The organism is Rhodoferax sp. GW822-FHT02D07 (genome assembly GCF_058802405.1).
Genome location: NZ_JBXAOD010000003.1, coordinates 254,688 through 275,011 on the forward strand (window position 1 = coordinate 254,688; position 20,324 = coordinate 275,011).

The window sequence follows — 20,324 nt, forward strand, 5'->3', positions numbered from 1 at the left end:
GCGTTTCCAGCCCTTTTTGGCCGGAAAGCCGCAGCCAGCCTAGACTGGAATGGTGTCGGCGAAGCTGGGACGCTGCGCCAGTTTCTCGAACAGCTTGGCCAGGTTGGGGTGGTCGGTGCGCCAGTCGATCTGGGGAAAGCGGAAGTCCAGGTAGCCCAGCGCGCAGCCCACCGCAATGTCGGCCAAACTCAGGTGGATGCCACCGCAGAACGCTTTTTCACCCAGGCCACGGTCCATGGCCTTGAGCACATCGGTCACCTTGCGCATCTGGCGGTCTATCCAAGCCTGGCTGCGCTGCGCCTTGGTACGGCCCGTCCAAGTCGCTTCCAGGCGCGCGAGGATGGCAGCGTCCATCAGGCCATCGGCCAGGGCTTCCCAGGTTTTGATTTCGGCGCGCTCGCGGCCCACCGACGGAATCAGCTTGCCCACAGGCGAGAGCGTGTCCAGGTACTCCACGATGACGCGCGAATCAAACAAGGCTTCTGCGCCTTCCATGATCAGGCAGGGCACCTTGCCCAGCGGGTTCGACTCGGCAATCGTAGTGTCAGGGCCCCAGACGTCCTCGGTGACGAAGGCGTAATCGAGCTTCTTCTCGGCCATCACGACGCGGACTTTGCGAACATAGGGGCTGGAAGTGGATCCGAGTAATTTCATGGGGACTTTGCAGTTGCGGGAGCCTTGATTTTATCCAGCAGGGTTTGCCCGAATGGGCCTTGGGGTCAGACGTGGCGCACAACCTACAATTCGGGGATGACTTTCTCCGCCATCTCCGCCCTTTCCCCCCTTGACGGCCGTTATGCCGGCAAGCTCGCCACCCTGCGCCCACTGACCAGCGAGTTGGGCTACATGCACCGCCGCGTGCAGGTGGAGGTGGCCTGGTTCATCGCCCTGAGTGATGCCGGCTTTGCCGAGTTCAAGCCGCTCACCCCCGGTGCCCGCACCTACCTGCTGGGCCTGGTGAAAAACTTTTCGGAAGCCGATGGCGAGGCCATTAAGACTATTGAAAAGACCACCAACCATGATGTAAAGGCGGTGGAGTACTGGATCAAGTCCAAGTTCGAGGCGCGCCCCGAACTGGAAAAGGCCGGCGAGTTTGTGCACTTTGCCTGCACCAGCGAAGACATCAACAACACCAGCCACGGCCTGCAGCTGCGCTCGGCCCGCGACGTGGTGGTACTGCCAGCGCTGGACAAGATCGTGCTCAAGCTGCGCGACATGGCCCACGCCTACGCCGAAGTGCCCATGTTGAGCCGCACCCACGGCCAGACCGCCAGCCCCACCACCGTGGGAAAGGAAATCGCCAACGTGGTGGTGCGTCTGCAGGCTGCCTGCGACCGCATTGCCAGCGTCAAGATCCTGGCCAAGATGAACGGCGCCGTGGGCAACTACAACGCCCACCTCTCCGCGTGGCCCGACTTCGACTGGGAAGCCTTCAGCCGCAAGGTCATCGAGACCCCCGAGCCGCTGGGCCTGGGCTTGACTTTCCAGCCCTACAGCATCCAGATCGAGCCGCACGACTACATGGCCGAGTTGTTTGACGCCGTGGCGCGCACCAACACCATCCTGATCGACCTGAGCCGCGACATCTGGGGCTATGTGTCCCTGGGCTACTTCAAGCAGAAGCTCAAGGATGGCGAAGTGGGCTCGTCCACCATGCCGCACAAGGTCAACCCCATCGACTTCGAGAACGCCGAAGGCAACCTGGGCCTGGCCAACGCCGTGCTGCGCCACCTGAGCGAAAAGCTGCCCATCAGCCGCTGGCAGCGTGACCTGACCGATAGCACCGTGCTGCGCAACATGGGTGTGGCCCTGGGCTACGCCGTGCTGGCCTATAGCTCGCTGATGACCGGCCTGAACAAGCTGGAAATCAACGAAGCCGCCATCGCCGAGGACCTGGACGCGTCCTGGGAAGTCCTGGCCGAGCCCATCCAGACTGTAATGCGCCGCTTTGGCCTGCCCCAGCCCTACGAGCAGCTCAAGAAGTTCACCCGCGGTGCCGCCATGACACGCGAGCTGATGCAGGGCTTCATCGCCGGGCTGGAAATTCCGCAGGAAGAGAAAGACCGTTTGCTGACCATGACGCCCGGCAGCTACACCGGCAAAGCCGCCGAGCTCGCGAAACGCGTCTGATGGCACTTAAATCCACCATCTACAAGGCCAACCTGTCGATTGCCGACATTGACCACGCCTACTACGCCGACCACGCGCTGACACTGGCCCGCCACCCCAGCGAGACCGACGAGCGCATGATGGTGCGGCTGGTGGCGCTGGCCTTCAACGCGCACCAGCTGCAGACCGTGTGCAACGGCGACGGCACGCTGGCCTTCGGTGCCGGCCTGTCTGACCCCGAGGACCCAGACGTGTCGCTCACCGACTTCACCGGCCAGAAGCGCCTGTGGATTGAAGTGGGTCAACCCGAGGACAAGCCCATCAGCAAGGCCTGCAACAAGGCAGACTCCGTGCTGCTGTATCCGTTTGCGCATTCGGCAGATGTCTGGTGGAAAGGCATCGAAACCAAGCTCACACGACTGGACAAGCTGCAGGTCTGGCGCATTCCCTCAGCCACCTCGCAAGCGCTGGCTGCACTGGCCCAACGCAGCATGCAGCTACAGGCCACCCTTCAGGAAGGAGCACTGATGCTCAGCGATGGCAACGGGACGGTGGATGTGGAGCCGGTGCGCTGGAAATAAGCGCACAGACACTGCACTGGATTTGCATGAAAACGTGGGCTAGCCCACTTCAATAGTGCGCGAGCAGCTACTTTTTTGGTAGCAAATCAGTATCCGGCGCGGCGCGCCCTTCGGCCGCCCGCTCAGAGTAGCGGTTAAAGCGCCAGGCGCTGGCTTCCAGCGTGATGCGGCGCCATGTCGCACGCTTGGCTGCCGGGCCCATTTCGGGCCACAGCTGTACTTCTTCAAACGTACGCCCGCAGCCCTTGCACAGCGCATCCCCCTGGCTCGTGGAGCAGATGGCGATGCAGGGTGTATCCGGCGTTGTTTCGTACCAGGCCAGCCAGGCGGCCCGCGCCTTGGGTGGCATGGAGGCCTCGTCCGCCTCGGTCTCGTGGTAGTACACCAGCAAGGCATACACCTCCGCCAGCGCCCGGGTGGGCGCAGGTAGCGCCACGCCGTCGGGCGAGGGCTCGCGGGCACGCCAGTAGTTGATGGCGGACTCGATGTCGGTGATGTGGATGCCGGCCAAGAAGAAAACGCACGCGGGCGCGCAGGTGGAATTGGGGGAGGCGCATCATATACCGCGGCGCCCCACCCTGTTCAGCGCTGGGTATCAGGGCTGGCCGTGCGCAGACTCAGCAGCATGGTGGCGGCCAGAATCCCCACCACCACGCCCAGCGACACGCCCACCGGGATCTTGTAGATGTCGATCAGGCACATCTTGGTGCCGATGAACACCAGAATCACCGCCAGGCCGTAGTTGAGCAGGTGGAACTTGTTGGCCACGGCCGCGAGCAGGAAGTACATGGCGCGCAGACCCAGAATGGCGAACACATTGCTGGTCAACACGATGAAGGGGTCGGTGGTGATGGCGAAGATCGCAGGGATGGAGTCCACCGCAAAGATCACGTCGGTCAGCGCCACTAGGCAGATCACCATGAACAGCGGCGTGGCAATGCGCTTGCCGTCTTCCACGGTCCAGAACCTCTCGCCGTCATACTGCCGGCTCACAGGCAACACGCGGCGCAGCAGCTTCAGCGCGGGGTTGTCGTCCAGGCTGGGCTCCTGACCCGCGGCCCACCACATCTTCACGCCCGTCAGCACCAGGAAGGCGCCGAACACATAGAGAATCCAGTGGAATTCGGCCAGCAACCAGCCGCCCACCAGGATCATCACCGTGCGCAACACAATGGCGCCAATGATGCCGATCATCAGCACCCGCTTCTGGTACGCCGTGGGGACCGCAAAGTAGGTAAACACCAGCAGGAAGACAAAGATGTTGTCCACCGCCAGCGATTTTTCGATGAGGTAGCCGGTGAGGAACTCCAGCGATTTGGTGTTGGCCAGCTCTGCCGAGCCGGTGCCGTCCTTGACGGCCCACCAGAACAGGGCGTTGAACAGAAAGCTCAGCGCGATCCAGACCAGCGACCAGTTCAGCGCTTCCTTAACACCAATCTCATGGGCGCCCTGCTTCTTGAGCACGACAAAATCCACAAAGAGTGATACGAGAACGATGCCGACAAACGCGGCCCATAGCCACAGCGGTGCAATGGTTTGCATGGAAAAGACCTTTTCAAAACGGGTGTACACGTTTCAAAAGGTCTTGCGGGAGAGAGCCGTAGGCTTCTCTACGTGCTCCGGCTGCCGCTCACGCGGCAACGTACTGACGAAACACGTGCGCTTGACGCCGGTGGGGGCCCAAGGTCGCTACTCCCCTTTTGAGGAAGCCGCAGTGTCGCAGGCCGCCCGCGTTCGGGCAAGCTGCACCCGCGTTCAACCCTTGTTTTTCAGGGGCTTGCAGCAGGCCGGTGCTATGCTGTGCCGCATGAAACTACTCGTCAAATGGCTTTTGAGTGCTGCAGCCTTGCTGGCTGTGGCCCACCTGTACAGCGGCGTGGAAGTGAAAAGCTTCATCGCCGCCCTGATCGCTGCGTTTGTGATCGGGCTGCTCAACACCATTGTGCGTCCGCTGCTCGTGGTGCTGACCTTGCCCATCACGGTCCTCACGTTGGGTTTGTTTCTCTTCGTCATCAACGCCCTGATGTTCTGGGCCGCCGCCAGCGTGCTGGACGGCTTCCATGTGCAGGGCTTTGCGGCCGCGTTGATCGGCTCGCTGATCTACACCGTGCTGGGCCTGGTGATTGAATCAGCGCTCGAGCGCCTGTTCCCGAAGTAACTGCTCCACTTGGCGAACACGGGTGTCCACAATGGACGCCTCGAAGTGGTCTCCCGCCTGCGGATTGGTGCGGGCCATGTCCTGTGCCGCCTTGAGCCTGCTTAGCGCCGCCTGATAATCGAGCTGGGCCACATTGGCCTCGGCCTCGGCACGGATGGATGCAACGGTGCGCCCCTGCGCTGCCGCGGCCCGCGCCAGCAGCTGCCAGGCCTGCGCATCACTGGCGTTGTCCGCCACCCAGACCTGCAGGCTGGAGGCAGCAGCATCAGCCCGCCCCAAAGCCAGTTGCGCCTGCACCGCCAGAAAGAGTTCCGCCCGGCTGGGGCTACCCCCAAGCGGGCCCAGCTCTGCCAAGGCCTGCGCCGCGTTGCCGCGCACCTGTGCGCTCTCCGATAACAGCAAACGAACCTGACGCTGGGCTGCAGCATCACCCTTCACCGCATCCCGCAAACGGGCGGCCAAGCCATCCAACTGCTCGAAGTCACGCAATCGCGTGGACGCCAGTGTCGCGGCGTACAGCACCCCGGCTTGCATGGCCGCTGGCTGCCGCGCCAGACGGCTGGGCTCGGCCTCCTGTTGCCAGTGGCGCAGGGAATCGGCCCCAGAGTTGGCCAGCACACGAGCGCGGGCCGCAATCAGGCTGTGTTCGGCAGAGGCGGGCACAGCCGCTGCCGCCTGCCCTGCGGGAATGCGCGCCTGCATATCGGCCATGCGCTCGGTACTCAGGGGATGGCTGCGCAGGTAGGGAAACCCGCCGGAGTCACTGAGCCGGGTGGACTGCTGCAGCTTGTCGAACATGGTGACAAAGCCCTGCGGAGCAAACCCCGCCTGACCGGCGATGCCAAACCCCACGCGGTCGGCTTCCCGCTCCATGTCACGCGAAAAATTGAGCTGCGTTTGCGCCGCCACGGCCTGCGAACCGATCATCACCGCGTTGGCGCCGCCCGGGTTCTTGCTGGCGGCCAGCGCGCCAAGAATCATTGCGCCCACGAGCCAAGGCGCTTGCTCGCTCTGGCGCGTAATCAGCCGGGCAATGTGGCGCTGGGTCACGTGACTCAATTCATGCGCCAGCACCGCCGCGAGTTCGTCACGAGTACTAACGATACCCACCAAGCCCAGATGCACGCCAAAGTAGGCCCCTGGCAGCGCAAAGGCATTGACAGATCGATCCCGCCCCAGCAACAAGCGCCACGCGTACTGCGTGTCCAACTCTGGCGGCAACTCCCCGCGTGCCCGCGCTGCTGCCATCAGTGGCAGCCAGATGCCCTGCACATAGTCGCCAATGATGGCGTCGTCGAGATAGTCAGGGTCACGGTAGAGCTCGCGGGCAATGCGGTCGCCGAGGCGGCGTTCGGCGGCGGGGGTGATGGTAACGCCGTCGCCGAGGCTGGGGAGGGTGCTAGGAAACAATGGAGCACTCTGAGCCGCAACAATTGAAGTATTGAAGGCTGTTGGTACTGATATCGCCAAACAAAAAATGCAATAACACCAGGACTTTGGAGAAATTTGTTTGCTCCTTTCTTGGAGATAGACCGTCCGACTCGAAATGTAAACGCATCTGCATGAAGATGAGATTTTTTACTTATCCGATTCTTGACGCCAGGTTACCCGTGCCAACTCTGGAAAAGTAAGCTGATCGCTCATCCAGACCTTGTGCCATACAGCACATTCACCATCAACGGTAAAGACGCACAAGCGATCTATCCAATACTGCGCCCTTTCCGGCTCAGCCGATATCGCGGATGCCTTTGCGACTCGGAAGATCGTCCACCCCGTAGGAAAGCGTTGCGCAACTGCATCCAACGTCTGCAAATCTTTCTTCGGCATGTTGCGGCTCAACACCACACGCTCAGCCCAAATCCAGGCTCGCAACTGCGTCAAGACCATCAGATCCGGTGGCTCACCAAGTTTCGCGCCGGAAACACCAATGCGCGCCTTCTCAAATCTCAATGCGTAATAACTTTCTTCGCTTCGTAAATAGTCCACGATCGTCACGATCAAAGCCAATCCCGCAATAACCCATAGCACCACCAATGTCCACGGTTTGGTTTGCACCAATCCTTTGTTATCTAAGCAATTATTAACCGCGCCAATTAAGATTCCAGTTGGCAGCAAAAAGAAAGCGTGATGCAACGGGAATTCAAGCATGGCGTGCATCCCAATTGTCATAATGGCCATTAGGCAAATTAATCCTTGGGGGTTAGTTATTTTGCGCAAAGCATTTTTGAACCAACCGATCACAACCCCGATCAAGACAATTCCAAGCGGCAGCCCCATCCAAAGCAATATATCGAGAAACAGGTTATGAGCCTGACCAAATATTACGCCCAAGGAGGAAAATTGCGTTGAAACATTTACCTGCGCCGTTGCAATCTCGCTCAAGCCATATCCAAACCAAGGGTGATCCAATATAGCTACAGCAAAGATTTTCCAAGCCTTCAGACGCAAATCTGTTGCTTGAATTGGCCTCGCATAGGCCGCCCCACCATCCATAAAGAGTAATTGATGGAGTTCATTCAACCATCTTGGCAGCATTAAATACGCGACATAGAGGCATATGACAACTATCGCGACATTGGATGATCTCCATCGAGATCGCCACCACCATATTAAAACGACTAAAACAGTTAGTGAAAGCATGCCTGTGCGAGATTGCGTAAAAGTCAATCCAACGACCAGACAGACCGCCAATGCGATGGCCACCCACCCGCGTATTAATTGATCTTGATAAAAGAGCAGAGCACCCAAAAGGCCCCATAAAAATAGTGATGCCAGTAGGTTTGGTTGTCCAAGGTTCGCATACAACCGATTGCCAACCAATCCCATTGAAACTAGATCGGTAACTTCCTTGCCATATAAGTCAAACCATGTGTAAAGCTGAAGACCAAAGGAAGCAAGCGATGCAATTACAAATGCTCCAAACAAAACATGAAGCAATTGTCCCGAGACCATCGCCTCCCAACGCTGACCCAGTTGCATTGCAAGCAGAAAACCCAACAGATAAGTCGAAGATATCCACGCCTGCCCAAAAAAAAATATTTGACCCGCAACCCACTGTATCCATGGCAACAATACGGTAGCGAATGACACTATGCCGAGCATGTTCCATTGCACCAAGTTACGTGCACGATACAGGATCGCGGCCATCCCTATCCACAGGCTCACGGCTACCCAAGCATCGGTGTGAAATGTTGTCCACGGCAAATAATGATTTGGAATGAGCCAACCCAATGACAATAAAACTGCCCAACAAACCAACGATAGCGTTGGTAGAACAATCGGGTCTGACTTCATATATGATTTACCAGAATAACAAAAGGGCCCCGCAGGGCCCTTCATTTAAAATCGGTAAGTTATTTGCAGCTTGCTGGACGATACTTTGCGTCGATAGTCCCAGCACAAGTCCAAGTAACCTGTCCATTGCTAGACAAGGCACCAGTCAAAACAATCGTAGAGTTGCTAATCTTGGCATCACCCTTGGCAGTCGCAGTCACTGTAGCGGTGGAAGCGTCTGTTTGAGCATAAACAACGCTTGATACATAAGTAGAGTTTTGAGACTGAATTGTGAAGCTACCCGTCAAAGGCATAGAGCCATTAACTTGAGCCACTTCAGCAACGGCAGTACGGCCCGACGACGCAGCGAGCATAACTTCAGAAACGCGAGCACGCACAGTGTAGTCTTGGTATGCAGGCAGAGCCACGGCAGCCAAGATACCGATGATAGCAACCACGATCATCAGTTCGATGAGGGTAAAACCCTTTTGAATAGAACGCTTCATAAAACCTCCAGAAAATAAGAGGGTTCAAATACAGCAGGCTTCGTGCCAGCTAGAAACAGAGCTGCAAAGCTTGAACATAGCCCTTTTTGTACGGCTGACACACCCAGAAAAGCGTCAAACGAACATTTTTGTCACTTAATACAAACCTGTCTGACCATCTTGAGGTCGGTCAGCCCCATCATCACCTTCTCCATCCCATCCATCTTGAGGGTGCGCATGCCACCTTCTACTGCGGCTGAGAACAGTTCGGCAACGCGAGCACGCTCCTGGATCAGCTTCTTGACGCCATCATCGGCAACCATAAGTTCATGCAGACCGACTCGACCCTTGTAGCCAGAGCCATTGCATTTGTCGCAGCCCACGGCCTTGTAGAGTTTGAGCTGACCGCCGTCGCCGTAGGTTTTCTGCCATTGGGCGACCATTTTCTGAGACTCACCGGCGTAGTCGGCCTTCCACGCCTGGGAGTGACGCAATTCTTCTGCGTACTCAGCGGCAAATAGTCGCAACTCTTCGGCGTCTGGGGTATAGGATTGCTTGCAATCGCAGAGCTTCTTGGCGAGACGCTGGGCGAGGATGCCCAGCAGGGCGTCCGCGAAGTTGAAAGGATCCATGCCCATGTCAAGCAACCGCGTAATGGACTCAGGCGCGGAGTTGGTATGTAGGGTGGAGAACACCATGTGGCCGGTCAGCGAGGCCTCAACGCCCATAGACACGGTTTCCTTATCGCGCGATTCACCCACCATGATGATGTCGGGGTCTGCACGCAGAAAAGCCCGCATGACCAGTGCGAAGTCAATCCCGGCCTTTTTGTTGATCTGAACTTGCCGCAATCCCTTCTGGGTAATTTCCACCGGGTCCTCGGCAGTCCAGATCTTGGTGTCCGGCGTATTAAGGAATTTGAGGATCGAGTGCAGCGTGGTGGTCTTACCGGAGCCGGTGGGGCCGCAGACATAGAAGAGACCATAGGGTTTGCTGACCGTGGACTCCAACCGCGCCTTGTTGTGCGGCGTCAGACCCAGCTTTTCCAGCGGTATGGGTTCGCCAGCGGCCAAAATCCGCATGACTACATCTTCCACCCCGCCCGCTGAGGGGATGGTGGCGACGCGCAATTCGATATCGAGCGGCCCGTACTTCTTGAACTTGATTTTTCCGTCCTGCGGCTTGCGGCGCTCGGAGATGTCAAGGTCACACATGATCTTAAGGCGCGTGACCATGGCCTGGCGGAAGTGCGCCGGGACTTCCACATAGGGCACCAGGCTGCCGTCAATGCGAAAGCGGATGCCGGTCTTGAGCTTACCGGGCATGGGCTCGATGTGAATGTCGGAGACCTTCTGGTTATAGGCGTCGATGATGACCTTGTTAACAAACTTGACGAGTTCGTTGTCCGCCGCAGCGGACTCAAGAGACTCGTCGTTGGTGCCGTCGTCTATGGGAGCACCATCCATATCGGCCAGCAGTTGGTCGATGGTGCTTCCATCGGCCGTGGCGCCAAACAGCTGCGTCGCGGTTTCCTTGAATTCGGCCTGGGTGGTGACACGGTAGGAAAACTTGTTAGCACGCGGGAACACCTGCGGAACCACGCGTGACCCACGGACCGCCTCCGGATCCAGGCACATGATGACCAGCCCTTCGGGGGACTCTTCCAGCGGAATCCAGCCCTGCTCTGCGATGAACTCTTTCTTGAGCGCGCCATGCAGCATCTCGGAGCGTATGCGGCCCGCGTTGAAAGGCTCGTAGGCCACGCCAAAAAACTTACCCAAAGCAGCTCCGATCAAGGCGGCGCTGATGCCAAAGGATGACGTCAATGCCGACTCGATGGAATGCCCTTCGGCACGCGCCTCTTCAATGCAGGTACGCAGCTCCTGCTCCGTCAACAAACCATCCGCCACCAGGCTGTCAAACTTGCTGGCCTTCTTCACGCTTGCAGCAACGTCGGTTTTCTTAAGGCGTTGCCGGATCGCCGTGGCCAGCGTCTTGCACAGCTCAGTCACGCCATCGACTTCGAGGTCGCCAAACGGTTCGTCGTTCTTATTGTTGATGACCTGCAAGACGCCATGCAGGATGTTGCCATCCAGGATGGGCGCAACCAGCATTTGCTTGGTGCGGTAGCCCGAACGTTTGTCCACCTCCTTAAGGAAGGAGAGCGAGGGATGAATACGCTTTAGTGCCTCCTCGTCATATACATCGGGCAGATTCAGCGGCGCCTTGCTGTAGGCGGCATAACCGGCCAGGCTTTGCGGGGAGATCGGTAGTTTGAGGTCACGGCTGCTGTTGAGACCAGTTTTGATCTTTGAAACAATCGAGCCTTGGTCTTCGCTAACCGCGTACAAGGTCAGACGGTCCGCATTGAGCAACTTGCAGATTTCTTGGCTGGTCTCCAGCATGATCTGCTCGAGGTTTTCGGTCTCGTGGATGCGCGCTGTGACCTGATGCAGCTGCCGGTAAAACAAAGCCTCAAAGGTCATGCCACGCTTGCGCGAGGGCAGTTTCTGCGATTCAAAGAAAGCCTGTTCCGCGCCAACTGGCGGAATGACGGTACTCATATCTCGAACTCCTGTCCCGCGCGCAGCCAGCGTATGTCATGGGTGACGTCCGGGCCGAAGGGCTGCGTTTGGTCGAAGCGTTGTATCTCGGCCATGATGAGTTCGGTTTCGGCGGGCTTGGTATGGGTGATAAAAATGGGGAAACGCACACCCTTGGGAATACAGTCGAGCTCTTCCGAGAGGGACTGCGGCGAAAGATGCAAGCTTTTGCGCGCCAATTCCTTTTCCCGGTTGCTAAAGGCCGTCTCGATTACGAGCATGGATACGCGCATCTGATTGATGCGCCGCCACAGCGCCGGATTGCGCTCGGTGTCGCCGGTGAACACCCAGTTGCCGCCACCCGCATGCACTGCATACCCGGCTGCGGGCACCGTGTGCGTGGCAGGAAGCACTTCAATGGTCTTGCCTGCCAGTTGCACCTGCTGCCCCAGCGTCACCTCGATAAAGCGGACGAAGGGGGAATGCAGACTGGGGATGCGCGAGAAGTCGGGCCAGATAACGTCGTTGAAGATATGCGCCTTGAGCGCGGCAATCGTGCCGTGCAGCGCATAGATGTCCAGTGGGCGGCTGCGCTGCGAGGCCACGGCATCCACCATCAGGGGCAGGGCCGCCACATGGTCCAAATGCGAGTGGGTCAGAAAGACGGAGTCGATCCGAGCCATTTCCTGAAGGGTAAGGTCGCCCACGCCTGTACCGGCGTCAATCAGCACCTCTCCATCGATCAGAAAGGAGGTGGTCCGGCAATCGCGGGCGATTGCGCCGGAACACCCCAGGACTCGGACTTTCACGTGTGGCCTTATTTGGTCTCGAAATTGGTGGCGCCGTCCCATTCAGGATCGAAGGGGAGCAAGCGCATGGAGGCTACTCTTTCAGAATACAGCTGGTAAAGGTATTTTTTGGCATTCATGCGCATTAAATTGAGCAGGAACACATCCGCCTGGTCCCAGTTCTGCGCCCGATAGACGCGCAGGAAGGCGGCCCAAGTCTTGACCTCCTCTGCCACTTCGCTGCTGATGCGCCCGGCCGGCGCCATGGGCCAATGGATGGAGACGGCCTGCTCCTTGCCCTTGACGCGCACCTTGTCGAGCTCCTGCCAGGCGAAATCCGGCGCCAGCTTGCGCGTAGTCTCGCTGACCACGATATCTATGCCATAGACCTTGGACAGCCCCTCCAGGCGCGAGCCCAGGTTCACGGCGTCACCGATCACGGTGTAGCTGCGCCGAATGTTGGAACCCATGTCGCCTACGCACATAGTGCCGGTGTTCAGGCCGATGCCGATGCCGATTTCCGGTAGCCCCTGGGCGCGGTGCTCGGCGTTGATCTCGCGCACGGCGTTGGCCATTTCCATGGCCGATTTCACGGCCAGATGCGCGTGATCCGAGGTCTCCACGGGCGCACCCCAGAAAGCCATCACGCAGTCACCCATATACTTGTCGATGGTCCCTCGGTTGGCCCGAATTAGGGTGGTCAGACGGCTGAACACACCGGTCAGCAGCGCCTGCAGTTGGGTCGGTTCCATCTGTTCCGACATCTTGGTGAAGCCCCGCATATCGCAGAACATGACGGTCAGCTCCCGGTTGGTCGCCTGCATGTTGTAGCTATCGGGGTCTTTGAGCATTTCATCGACCAATTCGGGCGGCACGTAAGTGCCGAACAGATTGGCCAACTCGCGCTTAGAGCGGCTTTCAACGAAATAGCCATAGCTCATGTTCAGGCCAAAGGCTGCAACCACCATGGCCAGCACCGAGGCCAGCGGCAGCACCAGACCATAGCCCAGATAGAGCCAGAGGTTCATGCCCAGCAAGACGGCCAGCGCCAGCACACTGAGCAGCACCGCGCGCGGCGCAGACAACAGGGGTAAACCAAACGCCAGCACCAGACCGGCCAGCAGCACGATCACCACCTCATAGCCCACCGCATAGTCTGGCCGCACCAGCATATTGCCGTCCAACAATGCCGAGATGATGTTGGCGTGCGTCTCCACCCCGGGATAGGTCTCGCCCACGGGCGTCACGCGCAAGTCCAGCAGGCCTGGCGCTGTAGTGCCCAGCAGCACCACTTTGCCTTTCAGACTTCCTGCAGGCAGCTTCTTTTTCACGATATCGGAGGCCGAGATATAACGGAAGGAACCGCCATTGACTCCGCCCTTGCCGCGGTAAGGCACCAGGGTAGCGACGCGCTCGTCCACCGGAATCGCCAGCGCCTTGTCGCCCTGTTTGAGCAGGACCCGATCCATGCCCTGGTAGTTCTTGGCCAGAAAACGCTCGTTGGAGAAGCCTGGCGCCACGCTGGGCATGCCAGCAATCACACGGAACATGGAGAGTGCAATAGATTCGTAGTACTCCCCCTTGTACTCCGCCAGCAGTGGCAGCGAGCGCACCACGCCGTCGCCGTCGGTGATGGAGTTGAAGAAGCCGGCCATGGGAGCAGCCTTGGCCAACTGCTCGATGTTGGAGCCATAGCCGGTCCAGGAAGTGGCACGTATCTGCCGACCCTGCAGGGCCTCTGGACGCAGCACGGGCGCAGGGAGCACGCCGTTGGAGCGGCCATCCTTGTCACTGCTGAGGTAATAGCCCATGACCACGGGGCGGTTCGCCAGTGCGGCAGCAAAGATCGCATCGAAATCCAGTTCAGGCTGCAGCTGCTTAAGGCGTTCGGAAAAGGCCGGGTAGTCCTTGAGCTCGTTGCGAGCAAGCTGGCCCAACCGGGTCAGGCCTGAGCTCTCATCGGCCTCGGCAAACACCACGTCAAAGCCCAGGATCGCGATCTGCTGGTCCTGAAACAGGGTATTGACCAAATCAGCCAGCTTGTTGCGCCCCCAAGGCCAGCGGCCAAGATCGGCCAAGCTTTTTTCGTCAATGTCGATGATGACGACGCGGTCATCCATGGTCTTGGGCATAGTTGCCTGCAGACGCGCGTCATAAATGATGTCATCGAGGCGCTGCAGCACGCCGATACGCACAACGCCCACCGCATGCAGCAGTGCAAGCACCACCGGTATCAGCGTGACCGCAATACGACGCCAGTGTTTAACAATGGATTTCATGGACGCCCCGCTTCTCGCGGCAGTGGAGGATGACAGTCAGGACTGCCGGAACAGACGCTCAGGTCTGCACAAACTGCATCTGCGTTCCAGCAAGCTCCACCAGATCTCCGTTCTTCAGAGAGATAGGTTCCGAACCGATGGGTGATCCATTCAGCGTCGGGTTGCCGGCGCCTTCGACGTGGTGCACCACATAGCCATGCTGGCGGCGCGTGATGGCTGCCACGGCCACACCGGGCTTGCCAATCGTGGTCACTACCTTGGTCAGGGGTACTTCACGGCCCGAAGCGGCGCCCGACAACACCTTGATGGCGGCATGGAAGGCGCCCAGCCCCATGGAGTCGCCAGCGGACGTGGGGTAACCCGAAGGGGGGGCACTTTGCGGCGCCGCGGTGGGACGGGCCTTGACCACCATCGTCTTGTCGAAGTTGTCGGCCACGCCGTCGCCGACAAACTTGATCTTGTACTTGCCGATCTCGATGCCGTCGCCATTCTGCAGCTGCTGCTTCTTGACGGCCTTGCCATTGATATAGGTGCCGTTGGTGCTGTTGAGGTCTTCCAGAAACACCTCGCCACCGGTCATGAGCAAAACGGCGTGCTCGCCGCTCACGGCCAAGTTGTCAATCACGATATCGTTATAGGGACGGCGACCCAAGGTGGTGCGGTCCTTGGTCAGCTGAACTTCCTTGATCACGACCTCATCGATCGAAACGATCATCTTCGGCATGATCGACTCCTTTTCCTGTATTTGGTTTGTGGAAAATCTAAGTACTCTACTTCCCTAGCAGCCTGGCAAACAAGCCTCTGCGCTCAGCCGCCTCGCTCACCGAGACCATCAGCACCGATATATTGTCGCGCCCGCCATTGTCATTGGCCTCAGCCACCAAGGCCTGGGCTTTCTGGTCCAGCTCCGCGTCCTCGCTTGCGATTCTAGCGATTACTTCGTCAGCAACCATATCGGACAGCCCATCTGAGCACATAAGATACAGATCACCGGCCTCGACAATATGCTCATTGACATCCAGCGCTACCGTCTCTTCAACGCCCAGCGCGCGCGTCACCAAGTTCTTGATGGAGGAATTGGCAGCCTGTTCGGGTGAAATAAGGCCGGCGTCCATTTGCTCCTGCAGCAAGGAATGGTCCTTGGTGATCTGGCTCAGCACCCCGGCACGCAGGCGGTAGCAGCGCGAATCACCAATATGGCCCAGCAACAGGCGGTCCTCGCGGAACACCCCCACCACCAGAGTCGTACCCATGCCAGCATAGGCCGTATTGGAATTGGCCGAGTTGTAGATCGCCAGATTGGCGTTGTCCACGCAAATCTCCATGGCGCGCCGCACCTCTTTCGCCTGGGCGGCCGAGCCGGCCTCCAGCAACCAGCGACTCAGTTCGGACTTGATGAAGGCCGTGGCCATGCCACTGGCAATCTCGCCGGCGTTGTAACCACCCATGCCATCGGCCAGCACGGCCAATCTGGCGCTTTCCTCAAACGCCACCGAATCCTCGTTGTTGTCCCTGGCCCGGCCCGGATCGGTTTGCGCAAAAAACTGGTACATCATGGACACGGTCAAATTTCGATATCAGTGGAATCCGCAGCAGCCGACGGTGCGGCTGGCTGGGCGCTCTGCGCCTGGGTACGTTCATAGACAGCGGCACTGGGGTTGGTCGCTGTGAAATCCTGGGCCGCAGCCACGGGCTTGCTGGCCTGGGTTAACTCCGCACCGTCCGCCAATGTGGCGCGCAAGTCCTGTGCCACCTGGGTGCCATCCTGGTAACGCAGCTCGGGGCGCTTGTGCAGCATCAGCGCCACGATACGCGCCAGCTCCTCGGACAGCTCGGGGCGAATCACGCGGATATCCGGCGCCTCCTCGTTGGCAATCTTGTACATCAGCTCGGCCATGGAGTCCCCACGGAAGGGCAGCACGCCGGTCACGAGCTGGAACAGCATCACGCCCAGCGAGTACAGGTCGGAGCGGCCATCGACCTTCTTGCCAGCCAGTTGCTCGGGCGACATGAAGCTGGGCGTTCCCAGCACCAGGCCGGTCTTGGTCTTGCTCGAATCAGTGATACGCGCGATACCAAAGTCGGTCACCTTGACGGTGTCACTCTCGCGCTCGTACATGATGTTGGCCGGCTTGATGTCACGGTGCACCACCATCTGCTTGTGCGCATAGGCCAGTGCCTCGGCCACACGCGCCACGATGCTGGCCACCAAGGGCACCGGCAGCAGGTTGTCGCCCTTGCAGAACTCGACCAGGTCGCGGCCCTTGAGAAATTCCATGGCGATATAGGCCAAGTCATGCTCCTCGCCTGCGTCGAAGATGGTCACAATGTTCTGGTGCTGCAGGCGCCCGGCCGTCTCCGCCTCGCGGAAGAAGCGCTCGCGCGCATCGGTCAGCTCTTCGCCGGCAAACTCCTGACTCAAAGCCATGGTCTTGATCGCCACCACACGGCCAATCTTGGGATCCTTGCCCAGGTAGACCACGCCCATGGCGCCCTTGCCCAACTCTTTCTCCACCTGGTAGCGACCCAACATGGGCTTCTCGACAGCGCCACCATCCAGCAGCATGGTGCCGCCGGGGTGGCCACCGCTGCCCAGAATCACCGTCTCCGACAGGTTCTTGGCCCGGCTCAGCTTGGTCTTGATGTCCTTGTAGCCAGGGTCGAAAGCCGCCATATGCTCGTAGACGGCCTCGGCCTTGTTGAACTGGCGCTTGCGCTCGAAGTCCAGCGCCAGGTTGTAGAGATTGCCCATCACGGCGTCGTTAAGCGGCACGCGGCGGAAGCGGTCGAACGCCATATCCAGCTGGCCCTGGCCCTGCAGCGCCAGGCCCATCATGCGGTTGGTCTCGGCCGACTCCTCGTCGGCCTTCACCTTACCGGCCTCGGTCATGAGGAAGCGCTTGGTCGTCAGCGCCAGATGGCCCAGCACCAGCACCGCCGCGGGGAACACCAGCTTGATCCAGGTCGCGCCACCGGCCAGCAAACCAAACTCCAGCACCAGCAGGACTACAAAGGCGCCCAGCGTCACCGCGGCTGCCGAGCCCGCGCTCAGGCGTGGCAGCGCCCAGACGATATAGGCCGCCACCAGCAAAAACGCCGCCAGACTGGCCCAGATTCCCCAGGTCGGCTGCACGATGAAGTGCTCGCTGAGGATGCTGGAGGTGATGTGGGCAATCGTCTCGGCCGGGGACAGCGAGGCATAACCCGGCACCGGGAACTGCACACCCACACCGGCGGCCGTGGCGCCGATGATGACGATCTTGTCGGCGTACTTGCTAGCGGGAATCTTGCCCGACAGTACGTCGTAGAAGGAATCCACCGCAAACGCCGGCTTGCCGTCGCGGCCCTTGTAGAACTGGGGCAGCATCAGCGCCACCTCATCGGTTTTGACCTTGAGGCGGCCGATCTGCACCGACTCGCCCGGGTTCAGGCGGATATCGGCCGGGCCCAGGTTCAGGCTGTTCACTGCCGCGAGCAAGGCCATGGAGGGAATCGCCTTGCCATAGTAATTCACCAGCAGCGGCTCCTGGCGCACCGCACCGTCCACATCGGGGAACTGGTTCAGATGGCCCACACCGGCGGCCGATTTACCCAAGGCTTCCAGCGGCTGCTGGCCGCGCTGCGCCAGGATGGAGAAACTTCCGTTTTCGTCGACGGCGCTCTTTGCTGCATAGGCCGGCAGTGGCTCGTCAGGGCGCCCCTGCGGCTCGCCCAGTAAATACACCGAAGGCAGCAGCACATTGCCGGCCGCCTGCAGGCTGCTGGCGAGCTTGGCGTCGGTGTCCAGCGCCTGTTCGGCTTCGGCAATCAGCTGGGCCAGTTGCGGGTTGGCGCCGCCTTCGCCCTGGGTTTCGACCGCCGTCTTCATCTTGCGGATGAACTGCAGGCCGGGGTCCACCTGGGGCTCGAAGAAGAAGGCCGTGTGGGCGATGGTTTTGGCCTTGGCCGCCGCCAGTTGGTCAATCAGCTTGGCATGCACATCGCGCGGCCAGGGCCAACGACCAATATTAGCGATACTCTGGTCATCGATGGCGATGACGGCAATACGGTCCGAGGGTTGGCGCGAAGTGGTGGTGCTGGCGAAATCGTAAAAGCGACGCTCCAGCGTGCCCACAAAGTCCGTGCCCAAGTGCAGCAACACGGCAGCCAGCACAACGGCAATGCCTGCAAACCAGTCAGCACGCCAGAAGTTCTGTGCTTTTGAAGAACGTTTCGCCACTCGCCACCCCTTGCCCAGAGAATGGCCAGTGCGCACTGACCACATACAAACAACAATCCCCTGACCCCAGGGGATTGTAAAGTTGTAACAGTATCAGACAGTACCCCCCTTCACAAGGCGGTATGCGCTTGCCGCTTCCGCTTTTTTGATGAGCGGAGGGCTTGGGCGATAAGCGGAGCTGCTATTTATTCCGCAGCAAGGGCGCGCTTGCGGCTGAGGAAACCGACGCCGTAAACAAACAGGGCTCCCGCGACGCCCATTGCGTATTTCCAGACCTGTGTCTGGGGCAGGTAGTCAGTCACGGCCGGATCACTCAGTGCCATGGTGCCGGCAATCCAGCCCAGCAGCATGCCACCGACGGTGATGATGATGGGGAAACGGTCCATGAGCTTGAGCACCAGCTGGCTACCCCAGATGATGATGGGGATGCTCACCAGCAGGCCAAAGATGACCAGGGGCAACTGGTGGTTGCTGCCCGCGCCCGTGGCGGCACCGGCAATCGCGATCACGTTGTCCACGCTCATCACCAGATCGGCCACGATGACCGTCTTCACGGCCGCCCACAGCTTGTCGCTGCCTTCGATGTTGGAGTGCTCGTCCTCGTCACCAGGGGCCAGCAGCTTCACGCCAATCCACAGCAGCAGGGCAGCGCCCACCAGCTTGAGGAAGGGCACCTGCAACAGCGTCAGCGCAAAGGCGATCAGCACCACGCGCAGCACGATGGCACCGACCGTGCCCCACAAAATGCCCTTGAGGCGCTGGTTTGCGGGCAGCTTGCGACATGCCAGCGCGATCACGACGGCGTTGTCGCCCCCCAACAGGATGTCGATCATGATGATCTGACCGACGGCAATCCAGAAATGTGCTGTGAGAAATTCTTCCACGGTAATCCTTGTACGGGTGCTTCACCCCGAAATGCGAAAGCCGGATTGTCCCGCAGGACATCCGGCTTGTAAGTAGGTCAAACGCTGACCCCCTCTCCAGCTTTACAGCATGGCCTTGAGCAGCTTGGCCATTTCGGACGGATTGCGCGTGACCTTGAAGCCGCACTCTTCCATCACAGCCAGCTTGGCATCCGCAGTGTCAGCACCGCCGGAGATCAGCGCGCCGGCATGGCCCATGCGCTTTCCGGGAGGGGCAGTGACACCAGCGATGAACCCCACGATAGGCTTCTTCATGTTGAGCTTGCACCAACGGGCAGCTTCGGCTTCATCAGGTCCACCGATTTCGCCAATCATGATGACCGCGTCGGTATCGGGATCATCGTTGAAGGCCTTCATCACGTCGATATGCTTCAGACCATTGATGGGATCGCCACCAATGCCCACGGCAGACGACTGGCCCAGACCAATTTCGGTCAGTTGCGCCACGGCTTCGTAGGTCAGCGTACCGGAACGGGACACCACGCCAATACGACCCTTGCGGTGGATGTGACCGGGCATGATGCCGATTTTGATTTCGTCAGGCGTGATCAGGCCGGGGCAATTGGGGCCCAGCAGCAGCGTCTTCTTGCCGCCGGCAGCTTCCTTGGCCTTCATCTTGTTGCGCACTTCCAGCATGTCCTTGACCGGAATGCCTTCGGTAATGCAGATGGCCAGGTCCAGATCGGCTTCCACAGCTTCCCAGATCGCAGCAGCAGCGCCTGCGGGCGGTACATAGATCACCGACACGGTCGCGCCGGTCTGGCCAGCAGCTTCCTTGACGGACGAGTAGATCGGGATGTTGAAGATGGACTCGCCGGCCTTCTTGGGGTTCACGCCCGCCACGAAGCAGTTCTTGCCGTTTGCGTATTCCTGGCACTTTTCCGTGTGGAACTGGCCGGTCTTGCCGGTAATGCCCTGGGTGATGACTTTGGTGTCTTTGTTGATGAAGATAGACATGGGGTGTAC

At 59.4% G+C, this 20,324-nt stretch carries 17 protein-coding genes; 3 read left to right on the forward strand and 14 right to left on the reverse strand.

Features of this window, described 5'->3' with window-relative positions:
- Nucleotides 1–39: 39 nt before the first annotated feature.
- Nucleotides 40–654 (reverse strand): glutathione S-transferase C-terminal domain-containing protein, encoded by a 615-nt coding sequence (locus AC1RNN_RS09335; RefSeq protein WP_493088421.1) that lies wholly within the window; start codon nt 652–654, stop codon nt 40–42.
- A 96-nt stretch (nt 655–750) separates the two neighbouring features.
- Here AC1RNN_RS09335 and purB point away from each other — a divergent pair, with 96 nt between their 5' ends.
- A complete protein-coding gene (gene purB, locus AC1RNN_RS09340) occupies nt 751–2,130 on the forward strand; it encodes an adenylosuccinate lyase (protein WP_493088423.1) in 1,380 nt (459 codons plus the stop codon).
- Nucleotides 2,130–2,690 carry a YaeQ family protein gene (locus AC1RNN_RS09345; RefSeq protein WP_493088425.1) on the forward strand — a complete coding sequence of 187 codons (561 nt, stop codon included), beginning with the start codon at nt 2,130–2,132 and terminating at the stop codon, nt 2,688–2,690. The genes purB and AC1RNN_RS09345 overlap by 1 nt, the downstream gene beginning before the upstream one ends.
- A gap of 67 nt (nt 2,691–2,757) precedes the next feature.
- Here AC1RNN_RS09345 and AC1RNN_RS09350 read toward each other — a convergent pair whose 3' ends face one another.
- Nucleotides 2,758–3,201: a DUF3717 domain-containing protein gene (locus AC1RNN_RS09350; RefSeq protein ID WP_493088427.1), complete on the reverse strand. Its 444-nt coding sequence runs from the start codon at nt 3,199–3,201 to the stop codon at nt 2,758–2,760.
- A gap of 71 nt (nt 3,202–3,272) precedes the next feature.
- Nucleotides 3,273–4,232 carry a TerC family protein gene (locus AC1RNN_RS09355; protein ID WP_493088429.1) on the reverse strand — a complete coding sequence of 320 codons (960 nt, stop codon included), beginning with the start codon at nt 4,230–4,232 and terminating at the stop codon, nt 3,273–3,275.
- Between the two features lie 265 nt (nt 4,233–4,497).
- On the opposite strand from AC1RNN_RS09355, the gene AC1RNN_RS09360 reads away from it, so the two are divergent.
- Nucleotides 4,498–4,848, forward strand: coding sequence for a phage holin family protein (locus AC1RNN_RS09360; protein ID WP_493088431.1), 351 nt, complete (start codon nt 4,498–4,500; stop codon nt 4,846–4,848).
- Here the strand turns inward: AC1RNN_RS09360 and AC1RNN_RS09365 are convergent.
- The 11 genes from AC1RNN_RS09365 to sucD form a co-directional block, all read right to left on the reverse strand.
- A complete protein-coding gene (locus AC1RNN_RS09365) occupies nt 4,819–6,258 on the reverse strand; it encodes a M48 family metalloprotease (RefSeq protein WP_493088433.1) in 1,440 nt (479 codons plus the stop codon). The genes AC1RNN_RS09360 and AC1RNN_RS09365 overlap by 30 nt on opposite strands.
- Before the next feature lie 168 nt (nt 6,259–6,426).
- On the reverse strand, nt 6,427–8,142 hold the full coding sequence (locus tag AC1RNN_RS09370) for a PglL family O-oligosaccharyltransferase (protein WP_493088435.1): 1,716 nt from the start codon (nt 8,140–8,142) through the stop codon (nt 6,427–6,429).
- Nucleotides 8,143–8,201: 59 nt separating this feature from the next.
- Nucleotides 8,202–8,627 carry a pilin gene (locus AC1RNN_RS09375; RefSeq protein ID WP_493088437.1) on the reverse strand — a complete coding sequence of 142 codons (426 nt, stop codon included), beginning with the start codon at nt 8,625–8,627 and terminating at the stop codon, nt 8,202–8,204.
- 131 nt (nt 8,628–8,758) lie between these two features.
- Entirely contained in the window at nt 8,759–11,170 is a 2,412-nt protein-coding gene (locus AC1RNN_RS09380) for a GspE/PulE family protein (protein ID WP_493088439.1), read from the reverse strand.
- A complete protein-coding gene (locus AC1RNN_RS09385; protein WP_493088441.1) occupies nt 11,167–11,958 on the reverse strand; it encodes a 3',5'-cyclic-nucleotide phosphodiesterase in 792 nt (263 codons plus the stop codon). The genes AC1RNN_RS09380 and AC1RNN_RS09385 overlap by 4 nt, the downstream gene beginning before the upstream one ends.
- An 8-nt stretch (nt 11,959–11,966) precedes the next feature.
- Entirely contained in the window at nt 11,967–14,216 is a 2,250-nt protein-coding gene (locus AC1RNN_RS09390) for a CHASE2 domain-containing protein (RefSeq protein ID WP_493088443.1), read from the reverse strand.
- A 58-nt stretch (nt 14,217–14,274) separates the two neighbouring features.
- Nucleotides 14,275–14,940 (reverse strand): FHA domain-containing protein, encoded by a 666-nt coding sequence (locus AC1RNN_RS09395; protein WP_493088445.1) that lies wholly within the window; start codon nt 14,938–14,940, stop codon nt 14,275–14,277.
- Between the two features lie 46 nt (nt 14,941–14,986).
- On the reverse strand, nt 14,987–15,772 hold the full coding sequence (locus AC1RNN_RS09400; RefSeq protein ID WP_493088447.1) for a Stp1/IreP family PP2C-type Ser/Thr phosphatase: 786 nt from the start codon (nt 15,770–15,772) through the stop codon (nt 14,987–14,989).
- Nucleotides 15,773–15,780: 8 nt separating this feature from the next.
- On the reverse strand, nt 15,781–18,435 hold the full coding sequence (locus AC1RNN_RS09405; protein WP_493088449.1) for a CHASE2 domain-containing serine/threonine-protein kinase: 2,655 nt from the start codon (nt 18,433–18,435) through the stop codon (nt 15,781–15,783).
- A 185-nt stretch (nt 18,436–18,620) separates the two neighbouring features.
- Complete coding sequence (locus AC1RNN_RS09410; RefSeq protein WP_493088451.1) at nt 18,621–19,319, reverse strand: TerC family protein; 699 nt, start codon at nt 19,317–19,319, stop codon at nt 18,621–18,623.
- A gap of 102 nt (nt 19,320–19,421) precedes the next feature.
- Entirely contained in the window at nt 19,422–20,315 is an 894-nt protein-coding gene (gene sucD, locus AC1RNN_RS09415) for a succinate--CoA ligase subunit alpha (RefSeq protein ID WP_493088453.1), read from the reverse strand.
- Between the last annotated feature and the right edge of the window lie 9 nt (nt 20,316–20,324).